Genomic DNA, 18,241 nt, shown 5'->3' with positions numbered 1-18,241 from the left:
TGATATGCCGAACGCTGAGTTTCGCGATCTAGTTGTGGACGCGCCCGAGAACGGCGCCGAGGAGCTCAGCCGGTTCTGGGCGCGGGTTCTGAGCACGGCGTTCACGAAGGTGCCCAGCGGCTGGCTCGTGGAGGCGCGATCCGACCAGCCGCACGCCACGCAGATCTGGGTCAACCCGGTGTCCGAGCCTCGCGTCGGCAAGACCCGCGTGCATCTCGACCTGCGGCTCCCGGAACCCGACCCGTCTCCGCTGGTCGTGCTCGGCGCGCGGATCGTCACCGAGCCGGACGTCGACCCCTGGTGGGTCCTCACCGACCCCGACGGCAACGTCTTCTGCGGGTTCCCCCCGCGGGAGACGCCCCCGGCGCGGATCGCGCCGTTCGAGCTGATCGTCGACTGCCGCGACGCGGCCGCGCAGGCGTCCTGGTGGGCCGCTCAGGTCGGAGGCACGGTCCACGAGGCGAAGGAGAAGGGTTACGCCTGGATCGAGGGCGCGTCCGGCTTTCCCTGGGACGACTGGGTCTTCGACCCCGTCCCGGAGGGCAAGACGGTCAAGAACCGCCTGCACTGGGACGTCACGCTGGCCGGCACCGACCCGGAACCGCTGATCGCCGCCGGGGCGACGCTCCTGCGCAGCCCGGACGACGACATCTACTGGTGGATCCTCCAGGACCCGGAGGGCAACGAGTTCTGCGCGTTCCCGCGAGAATCGGCATGACCCGGTACACGTCCGACGGGCTGACGTTCGACGTCCGGACCGGCGGCCCGCCCGACGGCGAGCCGATCGTCCTGCTCCACGGTTTCCCCCAGAACGCCGGCGAGTGGGACGCGGTGACCGCGCGCCTGAACGAGGCCGGCTACCGCACGTTCGCGCCCGACCAGCGCGGCTACTCGCCCGACGCCCGCCCGAAGGCCGTCGAGCAGTACCGCACCGACCACCTGGTGAACGACGTGATCGCGCTGCTCGACGCGTTCGATCTGGAGTCCGCGCACGTCGTCGGCCACGACTGGGGTGCGGTCGTCGCCTGGCACCTGGCCGGGCGTCACCCGCACCGCGTCCGGACGCTGACCGCGCTCTCGGTGCCGCACCCGCGGGCCTTCCGGGCCGCGCTGAAGACCGACGCCGAGCAGCGTCGCAAGTCGACGTACATGCTGTTCTTCCAGCGGCCGTGGATCGCCGAGCGGGTTCTGCTGGCGTTCGGTGCCCGGTCGCTGCGGGGCGTGTTCCGGGGTGCCGGCCTGTCCCGCGACGAGGTCGACGCGTACGTCCGGCCGCTGCGGAAGCGTGGTGCGCTGACCGCGGCGCTCAACTGGTACCGGGCGATGTCCGGCCGGGACGCCGCCGAGGCCGCGCCGATCCGGGTTCCGACGACGTACATCTGGAGCGACCGGGATCAGGCCCTCGGCCGGGCCGGGGCCGAGAACTGCGGCACGTATGTCGAGAGTGATTACGAGTTCGTGGAGCTTGGGGGGCTGTCTCATTGGCTTCCCGACCAGGCCCCCGACCGAATAGCCGACCTGATCCTCACCCGCGCCGCGTCGTAGCGCCCGCCGAGGCCGGCGCGCCGGCGCGCCGGCCCACGTCCGGCCCTGCGCTGGGCGGCGGCGCCCGGCCCTGCGCTGGGCCGCTGCGCCCGGCGCTCGGCGACCGGCGCTCGGCGCCGGGCCTGCTGCGTGCGCCGCCGCCCCGATCTGCGCTTCCGCCGTACGGGCCGTCTCCGACGCAAAAGGCCGTTTCCAGCCCTGAGCGCCTGGCGCCTGGCCCCTGGCGCCTGGCCCCTGTCGCCGGGCGCCGGTCTCCTCTGCGGGTTCGCCGCGTGCGGTGCAGCTCCAACCTGCGCTTCTTGCGCCGGGGTCGCCTCTGGCGCGAGAGGCCGCCCCGAGCCCCTGGCACTTGACGTCTGGCGCATGGCTCCGGATGCCGGGCGCCGGTCTCCTCTGCGGGTTCGCTGCGTGTATTGCAGCTCCGAGCTGCGCTTCTGCCGCCGGGGTCGCCTCCGGGCGAGAGGCCGCCCCCGGCCCCGAGCCCATGGCTCCTCGATGAGTGGTTCCGGAGGCATTGGCCGCGCCGGGGACCGCCTAGGTGTTCGGCAATCTGTCCGGGGTTACGAGAGATGGGGGACGCCCGGATCCGGGGGACCCTCGAACAGGCGGCTGTCCTGCGATTCCGGCTTGTGGCAACGGCACCTCTGTGGCTGGCGCGCTCTCGCCGATTCGCCTGCTGCTTTCTCGGATTGGTCAACTTACCTGACCAAGTAGTCAGGAAAGTTGACTAATTCGCAGAACCTCACGGTCGGTTAGCGCACCCGGGGCCGCGCTGAGAATCGGGGCAGTTGGTCGGCCTTGTCGTTGTGTCCGATCGCTGCGGTCAGTGCGACAAGGCGTGGGGACGCGTCCGGTAAGGGTCCGCGCCTTTCAAGGGGTCGCAGGCCGGAACGGGTCGCCGCGCCGCTAGGAATCAACCATCTGGTCCCCGATCTCCTGATGGCTCGCGGCGTGCGCCGCCGTTCCAGGCTGTACTTCCGTCGTCGGGCCGTCTCCGACGCGAGACGCCGCCCCGACCCCCCGCCAACCGGTGCCCGCCAACCGGTGCCCGCCAACCGGTGCCCGGTGCTCGCCAACCGCCACCCGGTGCCCGCCATCCGGTCGCGCGGTGTGTGGTGTGCGGTGCCCGCCATCTTGCACGCGGTGCGCGGTGCGCGGTGCCCGGTGCGCGGTGCCCGCCATCTTGCACGCGGTGCGCGGTGCGCGGTGCCCGGTGCCCGGTCCCGCCATCCAGTGCGCGGGGCCCGGCGTCCGGTGCCCGTTGCGTGGTGCACATGCGCGGTGCACGTGCGCGGTGCCCGGCTTCCGGTGCCTGGGCCCCGGGCCCGCCTGGGCTCCTGCGCGGCCTGGCGCGCGCTGCTGGCCCGGGCTGCGCTCTGTTGCTGGGGCGCTTGATCGCCGGTGGTCGGGCTCCGAAGGGAAACGACGAGGTTTGGCACCGGCCACCGATTTCGGGTGCTGCGACTTCGCGGCCTGCCGGGCGGTCCTGACTAACCGTCTCCGGCGATGGCCGTCCTGAGCGCTGGGCGCGCCGGTTCGCGGGCTGCGGCAGCGCCGATCGGGCATTCTCGGAGCTGCCAGCGAGACGGAACCTTTGTCGCGGGATTTCTACCCGCGGATTGGCGGGATTTCGGGGTCTCAGGGGATGTGAGAACCCCGGAAAGTCGCCAAGCTGCGGGCACGCCCTGGGGTGCCGAGCGGGGCCGGGCTTCGGTCTGTCTGCGACCGCCTTGTCTCGTTCGGGACGGCGGAGCGCCTGGGCCTCGGGTGGGCGCAGGCGGAGATCGATGACCCCGTTGGTGCTGATCGTGCTTTCCGGCGCCTGCTGGCGGCTGGAGCGCCGACCGCCGAGGACGCGCCTCGTTGGGGCCTCGGACCTCCAGCTGCGCCTCGGCTTGGGCTGCTCCTCGGCTCGGGCTGCTCCTCGGCTCGGGCTGGCCTCGGACCTCCAGCTGCGCCTCGGCTCGGGCTGCGCCTCGGCTCGGGCTGGCCTCGGACCTGCGGCCGCTTCTCGGCTCGGGCTGCGCCTCAGGCCGCGACGCGCTCAGGGGAACGCGCATCGGCGATCGATGAGAAGGCCTCTACGCCGGGCGCCCGCGGCGGGGAGCTGCGGGGGCGGGGCAAACCCCTGGCCATGCACACCCCCAGCAACTGAGGGTGGGCGGGAAACCACGCACGGGCCGGCGGAACGGCCGGCGCTCGACCCCGCGCGCGCCGGTCGCGGGAGCGGCTGGCGCGCGCCAGGCAGGCGTAGATCTAATACAGAGAGTCCAAATCCGACGAGTACTTCTCCTCGACGAACTTGCGGCGGACCTTCAACGACGGGGTGATCTCACCGTTGTCGACCGACAGGTCCTGCGGCAGGATCACGAACCCCTTGATCGACTCCCACCGGTTGATCTGTCCGTTGAGCTGATCGACCCCGGCCTGAACGTGAGCCCGCACCTGCGGGTGACCGGCGAGCTCAGCGCCGCTGAGCGACTCCAGGCCTGCGCCCTGGGCCCAGGTGCGCATCTCGTCCTCGTCCAGCGTGATGAGCATCGTGCAGTAGTTCCGGGTGTGGACGAGTACCTGGCTCACCTGCGGGACGATCGTCTTGAACAGGCCCTCGATGTACGACGGGGCCACATACTTCCCGCCCGACGTCTTGACCAGGTCCTTCTTGCGGTCGGTGATGCGCAGGAAGCCGTCCTCGAGCTCGCCGATGTCGCCGGTGTGGAACCAGCCGTCGTCGTCGAGGACCTCCTCGGTCTCCTCCGGGAGGTGGTGGTAGCCGCGCATGACGTTGCCGCCGCGGAGGAGGATCTCGCCGTCCTCGGCGATCTTGACGTCGAGGTCGCCCAGGGGCAGGCCGACGGTGCCGAGGCGGAAGCGCTCCGGCAGATTGACGAACGCGCCGGCCGCGGTCTCGGTGAGTCCGTAGCCCTCGTAGATCGGGATGCCGGCCGCGTGGAAGAACTCGTTGACCTCGCGGGAGAGCGGCGCCGCGCCCGAGATCATCCCGCGCATCCTGCCGCCGAAGCGCTCCTGCAGCTTGCTGAAGACCAGCTTGGTGGCGATCGCGTACTTCAGCGCCAGGAATCCCGACGGCTGCTTGCCCTGCTCGCGCAGCGCTACGACCTGCTTGCCGACGCCGAGCGCCCAGTTGAAGATCTTCCAGGTCGCGCCGCCCTTGTCTTGGGCCATGCCGCGGACGCGGTTGTAGACCTTCTCGTAGATGCGGGGCACGCCGGCCATGACCGTGGGCTTGACGTGCGGCAGGCTCTCGACGATCTTGTCGACCCGGCCGTCGACGTAGCTCTCGAAGCCGAGCGTGAGCTGTGCACAGAGCAGCACCTTGCCGAACGAGTGGGCCATCGGCAGCCACAGGTACTGCAGGTCGTGCTGCTCGATGATGCCGAGGCTGGCCTGGGCCTCGGACTCCCAGATCCAGTTCGCGTGCACCAGGCGGACGCCCTTGGGCCGGCCGGTGGTGCCGGACGTGTAGATCAGCGTGGCCAGGTCCTCCGGGCCGATGCCGGCGATGCGCTCCTCGACCAGCGTGGGCTCGGCGATCAGCCGCTCGCTGCCCCGGTCGAGCAGGTCGGCCAGGCTGAGCACGCCGTCCGACTCGTCTTCCACCGGCTCGAACGTGACGATCGCCCGGAGGTCCGGCAGATCGTCGATGCGCTCCTGGAACTTCGCCAGCTGGGCCGCGTCCTCGGCGAACAGGACGACGCTGCCCGAGTCGGCCAGGATGAACGCCGCGTCGCCGGCCTCGGTGGTGGGGTAGATCGTCGTCGTCGCGCCGCCCGCGCACATCACCGCCAGGTCGGCGAGGATCCACTCGACCCGGGTGCCGGAGGCGATGCCGACCCGGTCGCCCGGGTTGACCCCCAGCTCGACCAGGCCGGCGGCGAGCGCGAACACCTGGTCGGCGGTCTCCTGCCAGGTGAGGCTCGTGGTTCCGATGGCCCCGTCGGCGGTCGTGGTGGTGATCGGCGCCGGCCCCGAGAACGCCCGCCCGGTCGGGTTCTTCGCCACTTGTGCGACGAAAAGTTGGCCGATCGAACGATGTCCGGTGTCAACGGTGACGGTCATGCTCGCGCCCCCTTGGAGTGTGATGTCGCACACGGTACGGGGGGACGTACGCACGTGTGCCGTGATTGCCGAGGTGGGGGAACTGCATCGATCCGGGTAACGGCCCGGATACCACACTGGCCGTCGCCGACGCCGGGCGCGACAGGCGGCTAGGGTCGGTGACGTGTCCGCACCTACCTCTGCCGGCGCGCCGGTCACGATTCCCGCCACCGGCTTCCCGGTCGAGCGGTTCACGTTGCCCAACGGCCTCCGGGTCGTCCTCACGCCGGACCGCTCCGCCCCGGTCATCGCGGTCGGCGTCGTCTACGACGTCGGCATCCGCTCGGAGCCCCAGGGCCGTACCGGGTTCGCGCACCTGTTCGAGCACCTGATGTTCCAGGGCTCGGAGAACCTGGAGAAACTCGCGCACTTCCGGTACGTGCAGGCGTCCGGTGGCGTGTTCAACGGGAGCACGCACCTCGATTACACCGACTACTACGAGACGCTGCCCAGCAACGCGCTGGAGCGGGCGCTCTTCCTCGAGGCCGACCGGATGCGCCGGCCCGAGCTCACCGAGGAGAACCTCGCCAACCAGATCGCGGTGGTGAAGGAAGAGATCAGGGTCAACGTCAAGAACCGGCCCTACGGCGGGTTCCCCTGGCTGCTCCTGCCGCCGGTCATGTTCGACACGTTCGCCAACGCCCACGACGGCTACGGCTCGTTCGAGGACCTGGAGTCCGCGACCGTCGAGGACGCTGAAAGCTTCTTTTCGACGTATTACGCGCCGGGAAATGCCGTGCTGGCGGTCGGCGGCGATCTGGACGTGGCCCGGGCCACCGAGCTGATCGAAGTGCACTTCGGAGACGTCGAGGCCCGGCCGGTGCCGGTGCGGCCGTCGTTCGCCGAGCCCGATCTGACGTCCGAGCGTCGGGCCGAACACCACGACGCGATGGCCCCGCTGCCCGCGGTCGCGATGGCCTGGCGGGTGCCCGACCCGGTCAACGACCTGAACGCGTACCTGGCGTACGTCGTGCTGGCCGAAGTACTCACCGACGGTGATGCGTCCCGGCTGGTGGAGCGGCTGGTCCTGAAAGACGCGATCGCGACCTCCGTCTCCGGGTACCTCGGCTTCATGGGTGACCCGTTCGACGTCCGCGACCCCACCGCGTTCCTGCTCCAGGCGCACTTCCCGCCCGCGGTGAAGTCCGAGACCGTCATCACCGCGGTCGACGAGGAACTCGACCGGCTGGCCAACTCCGGCCTTCAGCCGGGTGAGCTCTCCCGGGTGCAGGCCCGTCTGGCCGCTCACCTCCTGCGTGAGGTGGACGCCGTCCTCGGCCGCACTCTCACCACGGCCGTGCTCGAGCAGCAGCGCGGCCGGGCGGAGCTGATCAACGACCTGCCGCACCTACTGGCCGAGGTCACCGCCGAGCAGGTCGTGGCCGCGGCCCAGACGCTGCGCCCGGCCCGCCGTGCCCTGCTCGAGCTCGTTCCCGGAGGCGCCCAGTGAGCCCGTCGCACGCCGCTGTCAACCGGCCGGTCCCCGATCTCGAGGAGCCGCGGGCGCTGCCGGAGCCGGAGGTCGCCGAGCGGACGCTGTCCAGCGGCCTGAAGGTCGTCGCGGTCCGCCGGGGCACGGTTCCGCTGGTCGAACTGCGGCTGCGCGTGCCGTTCGCGGGCGCTGACGACGACGTCTCCGTCGCCGCCGTGCTCGCCAACACGCTGCTGTCGGGTACGTCGGCCCACACGAACGTGCAACTGGCCGCGGAGCTGCAGACGATCGGCGGTGGCCTGTCGGTCGGCGTCGACCCCGACCGCCTGGTGGTGTCCGGCAACACGCTCGCCGACGGGCTCGGGCGCCTGCTCGAGATGCTGAACGAGGTGCTGACGACCGCGACCTACCCGGAGCGGGAGGTCCGCACCGAGCGCGACCGGCTCGCCGACCGGATCCAGATCGCGTTCTCGCAGCCCGCCCAGGCGGTCCGCCGGGCGCTGCTGCGTCGCGTCTACGGCAGCCACCCGTACGCGATCGAGACGCCCGAGCCCGACCAGGTGCGGGCCATCGAGTCGCCGTCGCTGCAGGCCCTGCACGCCGAGCGCGTGCTGCCGGCCGGGAGCGTGCTGGTGCTCGTCGGCAGCATCGACCCGGCGGCGACGCTCGACCTCGTCGAGCGGACGCTGGGCGACTGGGCGCCGACCGGCTCCGCGCACCGCACGCCACCGGCCCCGGCGCTGACGACCGGGCCGCTGCTGCTCGTCGACCGTCCGGGCTCGGTGCAGTCGTCGCTGCGGGTGGCGCTGCCCGCGCTGCCCCGCGCGAACCCCGAGTACGCGGCGTTCCAGCTGGCCAACCTGATCTTCGGCGGCTATTTCTCGTCCCGGCTGGTCGAGAACATCCGCGAGGACAAGGGCTACACGTACTCGCCGCACTCGAGCGTCGACCACTCGGCGGCCGGCTCGATGACGCTGGTCGGGGCCGACGTCGCCACCGAGGTGACCGCGCCCGCGCTGCTCGAGATCGAGTACGAGCTGGGCCGCATCGCCACGCTGCCGCCGACCGCCGAGGAGCTCGAGCAGGCCCGCCAGTACGCGATCGGGACGCTCGCGCTGTCCGTGTCGTCGCAGGCCGGGCTGGCCGGGATGCTGATCGCGCTGGCCGGCACCGGGCTCGACCTGAACTGGCTGGCCGAGCATCCGATCCGGCTGGCCAAGGTGACGCTGGAGGAGGTCGCCGCGGCGGCGTCCGCGTATCTGGCTCCGTCCGGCGGGGTGACGGTCGTGCTGGGCGACGCCGGCGTGGTGGCCGGCCCACTCGGCGCTCTGGGTGCGGTCGACCGGTCGTGACGAGTCCCGAGGGAACCGAGGGTTCCGAGGGCGTGCCGATCGACCACGAGCGCACCGCGTCGTGGTCAACGAGCGCAGACAGCGAGTCGGCGGCGGTTGATCCCGTGGCGCCGGTGTGGCAGCGGCTGGCGCTCGGCCGGGCCATGCCCGAGCGGGCCGCCTACCACCGCCTGGACGGCCCCTGGCTCGAGGAGGCCTGGGAGCGGGCCCGGATCGTGCTGCTCGACGAGCGCGGCCGGGTCGCTGCCGAGGGCCCTACCGAAGCGCCCCGGCTGGTCTGGTTCACGGCCGCCGAGGTGGTGGCCCCCGACGCCGAGCGGCTGTTCCTGGCCGAGGAGGACGGGATCCCGTACTTCGCCGTCCTGGCCGAGCTCCCCGAGAAGCCGGCCGACGGGTGGCGGTCGGTATCGCTGCGTGAGGTCGGCGCCGAGCTCGTCCCGTTCGAGTCGTCGCTGCTCACCGAGGCGATCGGGCTGGCCAACTGGCACCGCGACTACCGCTTCGGGCCGCGCACCGGCACCCGGCTGGGCTGGCGGAACGGCGGCTGGGAGGCCGAGGCGGTCGACGGCTCGGAGGTCGTCTACCCGCGCACCAACCCGGCGATCATCGTGCTCGTGCACGACGGCGTGGCCGGTGACGAGGGCCGCTGCCTGCTCACCCGGGGCCTGACCTGGCCGGAGGGCCGCTACTCCTGCGTCGCCGGGTTCGTCGAGCCGGGCGAAGCCGCCGAGGCGGCCGTGTTCCGCGAGGTCGCCGAGGAGACCGGCGTCCGGATCCGCGAGGTCCGCTACCTGGCCAGCCAGGCCTGGCCGCTGCCCGCGTCGCTGATGCTCGGCTTCTACGCGCTGGCCGAGTCCGACCAGCCGGTCACGGTCGAGGAGGTCGAGCTCGCCGACGCCCGCTGGTTCACCCGCGGGCAGCTGCGCGGACACGGGCCGGGGGAGGCGCCGATCGTCCCGCCGCCGCTCTCGATCGCTCACGAACTGCTCACGGCCTGGCGCGACGAGCGCATCGAAAATCCGTTCTGACCTCTTCGTATCACCGGCGGCGGCCGCGGCTCTGTGCAAGTGAGGCCGCCCCGGTGAACCCCTCTCTTACCGGGGCGGCCCAGTTCATCCAGGGCTAGCGGAGGTCGGTCATGTCCAGTGTTTCGAGTCGGCGTATGCCGGCGCAGGTCGTCCCGCCGCGGCCCCGGCCGATTCCGGTCGCGGCCGCGCGTACCCCCTCGTCGAACCGGGTCACGCGACGGATCGCGGCCGGCGCGCTGCTCGCCGCCGTCTTCGTGGGCGGCACGGCCGGCAGCGCTCTGGCCGACGTGCGGAGCGTCCAGTTACCGATGATCCACACCGACGGGATGCTGCCCGCGGTGGCGACCGACGTCGCTCGCAACGTCGGGACGATGGTCGTGACCTGGCCCAGCGCGTCGACGAAGTCGACGGCGGCACCGCTGGGCGACCCCGACCAGGGCGTCGTGCGCCGGCAGGGAACCGCGACCCGGCTCGCGGTCGTCTGGGCGGCCGCCGCCACCGTCGCGATGGCGGGCATCCTGGCCGGTTCGCTGTACCGGCGGCGCGAGCTGCGTCTGGCGCTCAGCCGCCCCGCACCAGTACGGCTGGATGCCTGGCGTCGTCAGCACGGATGACGACGTCGGCGAGCGCGGTCGGGTCGACTTCGTCCTCGTAGCGTTCGAAGGCAGGCAGGGTCCAGGCCTCGTCCGGAGAGGTCCGGCGGCGGAGCGCGCCGCCGGACAGCCGGACGTGGACCGCGAGATCGAACGGCAGGCCGCGGCCGAGGAGCAGCGGCCCGTCGACGAGCAGCACCCCGCGGGCCGGCACCGGTTCGTAGGCCGCGCGTACCGCCCGGTCGGTGACGGCGTCCCAGAGCGCGGGCAGGTACCGGCCGCCCACGCCCCACGGGGTCAGGACCTCCCGGGTGAGCCCGTTGGCGTCGAGCCAGAGGTCGTAGAACGAGTCCGGGTCGGTCTTGCCGTACTCGAAGCGCACCGACGCACCCCGGAGGAAGTCGTTCGCGTGGACGCGGGCGACGGCGAAGCCGGCCGCCCGCAGCGGCACCACCAGGCTGTCGGCCAGACGGCCCGGGTCGGCCGCGTCGGCGCCGTCGATCGCGACCCGGAGCCGGGTCTCGTTTCGTCCCACGATCAGCTCGCTGAGCAGTTCGGACAGCGCTTCCGGGGACACCGGGACCGGGTGGCTCACCCGTACGAACGTACTCCGCGCCGTTTGAAGCTGACCTTTCTGACGGCTATGTTCCGGTAAGTGGGCGGTCGTGGCTGACCGGGTTGCCGCCACGACCGGGGGTGACAATGGCGCTCGCCAGGCTGTTACACCGACGGGACTTCCGGCTGTTGTTCGCCGGGCAGGCGCTGTCGATGTTCGGCGACTCGGCGATGCTTCTCGTGCTGGCGATCTGGGTGAAGTCGCTGACCGGCAGCAGCGGTAAGGCCGGGCTCACGCTGGTGTTCGTCGCCGCGCCGTCGTTGATCGGGCCGCTGGGCGGCTGGCTGGTCGACCGGGTCCGGCGACGCTCGTTCCTGGTCGTCACGAACCTCTGCTCGGCCGCGTCGGTGGTGCCGCTGCTGTTCGTGCGGTCGTCGGCGCACATCTGGATCATCTACGGGGTCGCGACGGTCTACGGGACCCTGCTCGTCCTGCACATGGCCGCATTGAACGCGCTGCTCAAGACCATGCTGCCGGACAGTTCGCTGGGCGAGGCGAACGCGGTGCTGCAGACCGTGAAGGAGGCACTCCGGCTGATCGCGCCGCTCACCGGGGCGGCGCTCTACGCGGTGATCGGCGGGAGCGGGGTCGCGCTGCTGGACGCGTTGACGTTCGTCGGGGCGGCGGTGGCACTCGGGGCGCTGCGGGTCCGGGAGGAGCCGGTCCCGACCCGGGACTCGATCCGGGCCGAGCTCGCGGCCGGGCTGCGGTTCCTCTGGCGGGCCCGTCCGCTGCTGCACGTGACCGTGGCGCTGGCGCTCGCGCTGCTGGTGATCGGCATCGCCGAGTCGGTCGTCTTCGCGATCGTCGACTGGCTGGGCCGGCCCCCGGAGTTCGTCGGGGTCGTCGTCGCGGTGCAGGGGATCGGGGCCGTGCTCGGCGGCTTCGCCGCCACCTGGCTGATCCGGGTGGCGGGCGAGGTGCGGACGGTGATCGTCGGCCTGGGTACGTTCTCGGCCGGCACGCTGACGATGATCGTGAGCTGGTTACCGGCGGTCGTCGGCGGCGTCGTGCTGGCCGGGTTCGGGCTGCCGCTGGTGCTGGTGGGGTTCGTCACCAGCCTGCAGCGCAGCACCTCGGGGGCGTTGATCGGCCGGGTGACGACGGCCGCCTACCTGGTGATCGGGGTGCCGCAGACCGTGTCGGTGGCGCTGGGCGCGCTGCTGGTCGCGGTGATCGACTACCGGATCCTGCTGGCGGTGATGGCCGCCGGGACGTTGCTGGCGGTGCTGTACCTGGTCGTGACGACCCGCGGGGTCCGCTCCGCCGGGGAGTCCGGGCCGGTGCCGGGGCCGATGTCGGCGAGCGGGGCGATGGGGTGGGCACTCCCACCCGCGCCCGCGCCCGCCGAGGACGCCTTACCGGCCGAGCTTGGCGCGGACGTCGGCGATGGACGGGTTCGTCAGCGCTGAGCCGTCCGGGAACTGCACGGTCGGCACGGTCTGGTTCCCGCCGTTGACGCTCATCACGAATTCGGCCGCCGTCGGGTCCTGCTCGATGTCGACCTCGGTGTACTCGATGCCCTCGCGCGCGAACTGGCTCTTCAGCCGTCGGCAGTAGCCGCACCAGGTCGTGGAGTACATCGTCAGCGTTGTGGCCGGCGCGCTCATTCGAACGTCCTCTCTGTGGAAAACACCGCAGTCATAACGCGGCCTGGGGACGGAGGCTTCCCTCGGCGCCAGGTTTGCGCGAGGTTTGGCAGTATCGAACATGTGACCGCGTCTGTTGATACCGATGTTCTGGCTGAGCTCGACGATGAACAGCGCGCGGCGGTGTTGGCCCCCCGGGGTCCGGTGTGCATCCTGGCCGGCGCCGGGACGGGTAAGACCCGGGCGATCACCCATCGGATCGCCCACGGAGTGCTAACCCAGGCAACGGCCCCTAATCACGTTCTCGCCGTCACTTTCACCGCGCGGGCCGCCGGCGAGATGCGTGGGCGGCTGCGCGAGCTGGGCGTCACCGGCGTCCAGGCCCGGACGTTCCACGCGGCCGCGCTCCGGCAGCTGCGGTACTTCGCGCCCCGGGTGTTCGACGGCCGGGCGATGCCCGAGCTGATCGAGTCCAAGGCCCGGGTGGTCGGCCAGGCCGCGGCCGCGCTCCGGCTGAAGCTCGATCGCACCGGGGTCCGCGACCTCACCGGCGAGATCGAGTGGGCGAAGGCGGCGATGGTGGAGCCCGACGGGTACGTCGTCGCGGCCGCCTCCCGCGATACGCCGCTCCCGCCGGACCAGGTCGCCGAGGTGTACGCCGGCTACGAGCGGCTCAAGCGCCGGGCCGGCGTCATCGATTTCGAAGACCTGCTGCGGGCCACGATCTGGGCGATCGAAGACCACCGCGACGTCGGCGACCAGATCCGGGCCCAGTACCGGCACTTCGTCGTCGACGAGTACCAGGACGTCAACCCGCTCCAGCAGCGGCTGCTCGAGGCCTGGTGCGGTGGGCGCGACGACCTCACGGTGGTCGGCGACGCCAGCCAGACGATCTACTCGTTCACCGGGGCCTCGGCGTCGTACCTGATCGAGTTCCCGCGGCGGCACCAGGGCGCGGTGGTGGTCCGGCTGGAGCGCGACTACCGGTCGACTCCGCAGGTCGTCGGGCTGGCCAACGACGTCATCGCGGCCGGCAGCGGCGTCGAGGCGTCGGTGCGGTTGCGGCTGGTCGGGCAGCGTCGCGGGGGGCCGAAGCCGCGCGTCTCGCACCACCCGGACGAGCCGGCCGAGGCGTCCGCGGTCGCCGCGCGGTGCCGCGAGCTGATCCGGTCCGGTGTGCCCGCGGCCGAGATCGCGGTGCTGTTCCGCACGAACGCCCAGTCGGAGACGTACGAGTCGGCTCTCTCCGACGCCGGCGTCCCCTACGTCGTGCGTGGCGGCGAACGCTTCTTCGAGCGGCCCGAGGTCCGCGAAGCGATGATGCTGCTGCGTGGTGCGGCCCGCGCGGCTTCGCCGGACGACACTGCGGTGGACGCCGTGATCGGCGCGCTGTCCGGGCTCGATTGGCGTCCCGACGCCCCGCCCGCCGGTGGGGCGGCCCGGGAGCGGTGGGAGGCGCTGGCCGCGCTGCACCGGCTGGCGACGGAGACGGTGGGGTCCTCGTCGGCGGTGGACGGTCTCCCGGCGTTCGTCGACGAGCTGGCGGCGCGGGCCGCGGCCCAGCACGTCCCGACCGTGGACGGCGTGACGCTGGCGTCGCTGCACGCGGCCAAGGGCCTGGAGTGGGACGCGGTGTTCCTGGTCGGGCTGGCCGAGGGCACGCTGCCGATCTCGTACGCCAAGACGCCGCACCAGCTCGAGGAGGAACGGCGGCTGCTCTACGTCGGGGTCACCCGGGCCCGGGAGCACCTGTGGCTGTCGTGGGCGGCGGCCCGGTCGCCGGGCGGGCGCGGGGGCCGTCGGCCGTGCCGGTTCCTGCCCGCCGGTGCGCTGCCGGTCGGGGTGCCGGGGACGTCCGCCGCCCCGACGTCGCCGCGGCCGGCCGCGCGCTCGGGGAACCGGTCGCTGCCGACGTGCCGGGTCTGCGGCGTCGCGCTGTTCGACCCGACGCACCGCAAGCTGCGCCGCTGCGGCAACTGCCCGGCCGACTACGACGAGGAGCTGTTCGACCGTCTGAAGACCTGGCGCGGTGTGCTGGCCAAGGAGCAGAAGCTGCCCCCGTACGTCATCTTCACCGACGCGACGCTCACCGCGGTCGCCGAGGCGCAGCCGAGCAGCGAGGTCCAGCTGGCCGAGATCCCCGGGGTCGGGCCACGCAAATTGACGCTCTACGGAGCCGCGCTGCTGGCCATCGTCGGGGGCGCCGATCCGGCCGAATTGATTTCTTCGACCGATTGATTTAGGCCGGTTTTGACGGCGTGTCGGGCCGGGCGCGCCGGGCGAAGTGTCGGGTGGCAGACATCTGCCGAGAAGTGACCGGAAAATAGGTTGGCCCGGGACCCGGCGCGGGCTTAACCTGCCTGTGCGCCGGGAGACCGGCGCCTAGTCCGAGAGAACTCTGTCTACCAGTTGATCGAGGGGAGTGGCCGCAGTGATCAAGAACCTGATGTCGACGCCGACGGCTACCGCCATGCCCTCGATCTGGTCGGGCAAAGCCGTGCCGTTGACCGCGCGCGAGCGGGTTGCCCTCACGGCGCATGCGTACTGCGCAGAAGTTCACGTGTCCCAGGTCTCGAAGGACAAGTCCGTCCTTCAGGCGGCCAAGGCCGGCTACGTCGGCAATGGCATCACCTTCGGTACCCCGGTTCAGGCCCAGCTGAGCGTCGATGCACTGCGCGTCGACGGTCGAGCGGGATCTCCGCCTCGAGGTAAACCGGCCTAAAAGGCCGGCGGCTCACCTCGAGGCCGTGGATCCCGAACCGGGATCCACGGCCTTTTTGTTTGCCCTCTCACCCGCAACGAATGCCACCGCACGACGGAAGAGGAGATCCGGTCATGACGGCAATCGATCTAGCCCCGATCGACTTCGGGGTGATCGACCCGGACGAGGCGCTGCCCTGCCGGCGGGAAGACCCCGAGCTCTGGTTCGCGGAGACCCCCGCTGACCTGGAGCTGGCCAAGGCCCACTGCCAGGAGTGCCCGCTCCGTGAGGCGTGCCTGCAGGGCGCGATCGAGCGGCGCGAGCCCTGGGGTGTCTGGGGCGGAGAAATCTTCGAGCGCGGAACTGTCATCGCGCGCAAGCGGCCCCGTGGCCGTCCGCGCAAGAACACGGTTGCCGCCTGATGTCCGCCCGACACCTCGAAATGAGCACTCAGTTGAACCGCGAACAGACCTGGAGCACGGAAATGTTACTGCTGAACGAAGCCCTGGCCCGATCCCGAATGCAACAGGCCGCGCCGCGTCGCGCCCGCCAGGGTGCGCGTCGGCCGGCCCGCGTAGTGGCCGCTGCTGCTGCCCGTCTTCGAGACCGCGTTTGATCGACGGCCCCGGCCGTGCCGGGGGCTGATGCCCCGGCTTCGGCCGGGGTTGGGTGCCCCGGCTTCGGCCGGGGCATTTTCTATTCTTCGACGTTTTCTTCGACGTGTTTTTCGACGAAGCCGGGTTGCCATTGTTCGACGACCGCGCGGTAGTGCGCCTTGGCTTCGAGCTGGCAGAGCACGCCGATCGAACCGAGCGTCACCCGGTGGATCAGCAGGTACGACGGCGGCAGGTTGAGCTGGCGCCCGAGCTGGTAGGCCGGGCTGCGCGGGTCGCCGAGCCGGGTGGCCTCCTTGCGCAGCCAGGCCCGGGAGAACTGGAACTCCTCGACCGCGAGCGGATCGAGCATGGGGCGCACGTAGGCCAGCAGGTCGTCGGCGTCGATCTCGGCGTCGGCCTTGACGAAGCCCTCGTCGCGGAGGCCGGCGAGCACGGCCTTCGCGTCGCCGGCGATCGCCTGGCGGGCGAGCCGCCCGACGGGCTCGGGCAGACCCTGCGGGAGGCGGGCGACGGCGCCGAAGTCGAGGACGCCGAGGCGGCCGTCCGGCAGCAGCCGGAAGTTCCCCGGGTGGGGGTCGGCGTGCAGCATCTTCGTGCGGGCCGGGGCCGAGAAGTGGAGCAGCGCCATCCGCTCGCCGGCCAGGTTCCGCTGCTCGGGGGAGCCGCTCGCGATGATCTCGGAGAGCGGGGTGCCCTCGATCCAGTCGGTCACCAGGACGCGCTCGGTGCCGGCCAGCACGCGGGGGACCGCGATGTCGGGATCGTCGCGGAACTCCTTCGCGAAGACCCGGGTGGCCTTGGCTTCGAGCTTGTAGTCGAGCTCCTCGGCCACCCGGGCCTTGAGCTCGGCGACCAGCGGCTTGATGTCGAGCCCGGGTTGCACGACGTTGAACAGCCGGGCCATCCGGGCGAGCTGGTTGAGGTCGGCCATCAGCGCGGGCCCGGCGCCGGGGTACTGGATCTTGACCGCGACCGGCCGGCCCGAGGACCAGACCGCGCGGTGCACCTGGCCGATGCTCGCCGCGGCCGCCGGGGCGTCGTCGAACTCGCGGAATTTCGTCCGCCAGTCCGGCCCCAGTTCCTCGGCGAGGACGCCGTGGACCTGAGCCACCGGGAGCGGCGGAGCCGCCTCCTGGAGCTTGGTGAGCGCCGCCCGGTAGGGCTTGGCGAGTTCTTCCGGGAACGCGGCTTCGAAGATGCTCAGCGCCTGGCCGAACTTCATCGCGCCGCCCTTGAGCTGCCCGAGAACGGTGAAGAGCTGCTCGGCCGTGCGCTGCTGCACCTCGCGGGCGACAGCTTCGGCCGGCGCGCCACCGAGACGCTTTCCGAGTCCGAGGGTGGCGCGGCCCGCCATTCCCAACGGCAGCGCCGCAAGCTTGGCCGTGCGGGTGAGCGCACGCCGGGGGATGTCGGTCACCTCTCTATTGTCGCGCGCCCGCGGCAGAACTGCCGGGGAGACATCCGCAGCGCGGGTGCGGAGGCCACGGACGCTGCCTCAGCGGGACGCCCGGCGGCCCCGCCTCGAGCGAGACGCCGAGCGCGGCGGTGGGCACTCCTTCCAGGTGACCGGTGGTCTCGGCCGCGGCGAGTGCGGCCCCGATGCTGACGACCGACGCGTCGGCGAGCTCGGGCTTCCGCTCGGTCGCCAATTGAGCGGCGAGTACCGGCCAGGCCGGGTCGCGGTCGCGCCGGTGAGCCTCGACACAGCTCAGGCAGGCCGTGCGGCCCGGGACGACCAGCGGCCCGACGATCGCCACGCCGTCCCGGAGGAGGACCGGCAGGTGCGGCACGCCGCTCGACGTCCAGCGCACCTGGTCGGCCGGGAGCGGCAGGGGGCCGGCGGCGAGCACGACGAAGTCCGGCGTGCTGTTGGCGCTGGTGTCGACGGTCGGTGCGGCCTTTCTGATCGCGTCGATCGTGGCGAGGACGTACGGCCGGCCGACGTCGTCCGGCCCCAGGCCGCCGACCGTGACGTCGTCCGGGGCGACGACGCCGGATCCGGTGACCGTCACCCGGCCGACGCCGCCCGCGGCGAGCAGTGCGGCGACCAGCGGCCCGACGCGTCCTTTGCAGCGGACCAGGACGTGGGCCCGGCGGCGGGCGGTGACCCGGTCGGCGGCCTCGGGACCGTGGGTGAGCAGCGCCGAGGCGAGGTGGGCCGCTATGGCGGTGTCGGCGCTGGGGGTCAGCGTGGCGGCGTCGACGATCGCGCCGCGGGCCAGCAGGCGGCCGATCAGCTCGGCGGCCTGGATGCCGGGTGGAGCGGCGGCGAGGACGGCGTCGAGCGTTCTCCGGCCGTCGAGGGAGGTGAGGAACGTGGCCAGCGGCGGGTCGACGGCGGTGAGCACGACGGCGCGCTCGGGATCGACGCCGAGCTGGAGGGTGGTGGCGTCCCGCCAGAGCCGGGAGAGCGCGGGGACGAGGAGAGGGCGCATGCCGAAGAGGGTGCCGCGATCGGGCGGGTGCGCGTGTTGGTCGTCCACAGGGGGCGGGGGTTGTGGCGGGCTCGTTCGGAGGCCGGTTGCGGCGCTCGTTCGGGAGCGCAGGCTGGCGGCGCGGTCGTTCGGGGACCGGCTGGCGGCGGCCTCGTTCGGGGGAGCGGGCTGGCGGCGGGCTCGCTTGAGGGAGCGGGCCGGCGGCGCGGTCGTT

15 protein-coding genes are annotated in these 18,241 nt (G+C 72.1%); 10 read left to right on the top strand and 5 right to left on the bottom strand.

Annotation, left to right across the window (positions count from 1 at the left end; all coding sequences use genetic code 11):
• Nucleotides 1–4: 4 nt before the first annotated feature.
• Both FL583_RS25700 and FL583_RS25695 read left to right on the top strand, forming a co-directional pair.
• Entirely contained in the window at nucleotides 5–718 is a 714-nt protein-coding gene (locus tag FL583_RS25700; protein WP_142707378.1) for a VOC family protein, read from the top strand.
• The gene (locus FL583_RS25695) at nucleotides 715–1,545 is read left to right on the top strand and encodes an alpha/beta fold hydrolase (RefSeq protein ID WP_142707377.1); all 831 of its coding nucleotides are present in this window, start codon (nucleotides 715–717) and stop codon (nucleotides 1,543–1,545) included. Before FL583_RS25700 ends, FL583_RS25695 begins: the two co-directional genes overlap by 4 nt.
• Before the next feature lie 2,256 nt (nucleotides 1,546–3,801).
• Here FL583_RS25695 and FL583_RS25685 read toward each other — a convergent pair.
• Nucleotides 3,802–5,625, bottom strand: coding sequence for an AMP-dependent synthetase/ligase (locus tag FL583_RS25685; RefSeq protein ID WP_142707375.1), 1,824 nt, complete (start codon nucleotides 5,623–5,625; stop codon nucleotides 3,802–3,804).
• A 163-nt stretch (nucleotides 5,626–5,788) separates the two neighbouring features.
• Here FL583_RS25685 and FL583_RS25680 point away from each other — a divergent pair, with 163 nt between their 5' ends.
• The 4 genes from FL583_RS25680 (at nucleotide 5,789) to FL583_RS25665 (ending at nucleotide 10,090) form a co-directional block, all read left to right on the top strand.
• Entirely contained in the window at nucleotides 5,789–7,114 is a 1,326-nt protein-coding gene (locus FL583_RS25680; protein ID WP_142707374.1) for a M16 family metallopeptidase, read from the top strand.
• Nucleotides 7,111–8,448: a M16 family metallopeptidase gene (locus FL583_RS25675; protein ID WP_142707373.1), complete on the top strand. Its 1,338-nt coding sequence runs from the start codon at nucleotides 7,111–7,113 to the stop codon at nucleotides 8,446–8,448. Before FL583_RS25680 ends, FL583_RS25675 begins: the two co-directional genes overlap by 4 nt.
• Nucleotides 8,445–9,476, top strand: a complete 1,032-nt coding sequence (gene nudC / locus FL583_RS25670) for an NAD(+) diphosphatase (RefSeq protein ID WP_205752446.1) — start codon at nucleotides 8,445–8,447, stop codon at nucleotides 9,474–9,476. Before FL583_RS25675 ends, nudC begins: the two co-directional genes overlap by 4 nt.
• A gap of 134 nt (nucleotides 9,477–9,610) precedes the next feature.
• Nucleotides 9,611–10,090, top strand: coding sequence for a hypothetical protein (locus tag FL583_RS25665; RefSeq protein ID WP_142707372.1), 480 nt, complete (start codon nucleotides 9,611–9,613; stop codon nucleotides 10,088–10,090).
• Here the strand turns inward: FL583_RS25665 and FL583_RS25660 are convergent.
• Nucleotides 10,038–10,664, bottom strand: a complete 627-nt coding sequence (locus FL583_RS25660) for a nucleoside/nucleotide kinase family protein (protein ID WP_142707371.1) — start codon at nucleotides 10,662–10,664, stop codon at nucleotides 10,038–10,040. The two genes, FL583_RS25665 and FL583_RS25660, sit on opposite strands and share 53 nt — an antisense overlap.
• 107 nt (nucleotides 10,665–10,771) lie before the next feature.
• Between FL583_RS25660 and FL583_RS25655 the strand changes: the two genes are divergently transcribed.
• Nucleotides 10,772–12,097 (top strand): MFS transporter, encoded by a 1,326-nt coding sequence (locus tag FL583_RS25655; protein ID WP_142707370.1) that lies wholly within the window; start codon nucleotides 10,772–10,774, stop codon nucleotides 12,095–12,097.
• Here the strand turns inward: FL583_RS25655 and FL583_RS25650 are convergent.
• The gene (locus FL583_RS25650) at nucleotides 12,044–12,295 is read right to left on the bottom strand and encodes a mycoredoxin (RefSeq protein WP_142707369.1); all 252 of its coding nucleotides are present in this window, start codon (nucleotides 12,293–12,295) and stop codon (nucleotides 12,044–12,046) included. The genes FL583_RS25655 and FL583_RS25650 overlap by 54 nt on opposite strands.
• A gap of 102 nt (nucleotides 12,296–12,397) precedes the next feature.
• Between FL583_RS25650 and FL583_RS25645 the strand changes: the two genes are divergently transcribed.
• The 3 genes from FL583_RS25645 to FL583_RS25635 all read left to right on the top strand — a co-directional run bounded on the left by FL583_RS25645 (nucleotide 12,398) and on the right by FL583_RS25635 (nucleotide 15,397).
• Entirely contained in the window at nucleotides 12,398–14,512 is a 2,115-nt protein-coding gene (locus FL583_RS25645; RefSeq protein WP_142707368.1) for an ATP-dependent DNA helicase UvrD2, read from the top strand.
• A 193-nt stretch (nucleotides 14,513–14,705) separates the two neighbouring features.
• Nucleotides 14,706–14,996, top strand: a complete 291-nt coding sequence (locus FL583_RS25640) for a hypothetical protein (protein ID WP_142707367.1) — start codon at nucleotides 14,706–14,708, stop codon at nucleotides 14,994–14,996.
• A 113-nt stretch (nucleotides 14,997–15,109) separates the two neighbouring features.
• Nucleotides 15,110–15,397, top strand: coding sequence for a WhiB family transcriptional regulator (locus FL583_RS25635; RefSeq protein WP_142707366.1), 288 nt, complete (start codon nucleotides 15,110–15,112; stop codon nucleotides 15,395–15,397).
• A 274-nt stretch (nucleotides 15,398–15,671) separates the two neighbouring features.
• Here the strand turns inward: FL583_RS25635 and FL583_RS25630 are convergent, their stop codons facing one another.
• Nucleotides 15,672–17,009, bottom strand: coding sequence for an ABC1 kinase family protein (locus FL583_RS25630; RefSeq protein WP_142707365.1), 1,338 nt, complete (start codon nucleotides 17,007–17,009; stop codon nucleotides 15,672–15,674).
• A gap of 4 nt (nucleotides 17,010–17,013) precedes the next feature.
• Nucleotides 17,014–18,027, bottom strand: coding sequence for a TOMM precursor leader peptide-binding protein (locus FL583_RS25625; RefSeq protein ID WP_142707364.1), 1,014 nt, complete (start codon nucleotides 18,025–18,027; stop codon nucleotides 17,014–17,016).
• Between the last annotated feature and the right edge of the window lie 214 nt (nucleotides 18,028–18,241).

The organism is Cryptosporangium phraense (assembly GCF_006912135.1).
In the GTDB taxonomy this organism is placed as follows: Bacteria; Actinomycetota; Actinomycetes; order Mycobacteriales; family Cryptosporangiaceae; genus Cryptosporangium; species Cryptosporangium phraense.
Note: the sequence above shows the minus strand (reverse complement) of the source record. Positions and strands in the feature narration are given on the sequence as shown.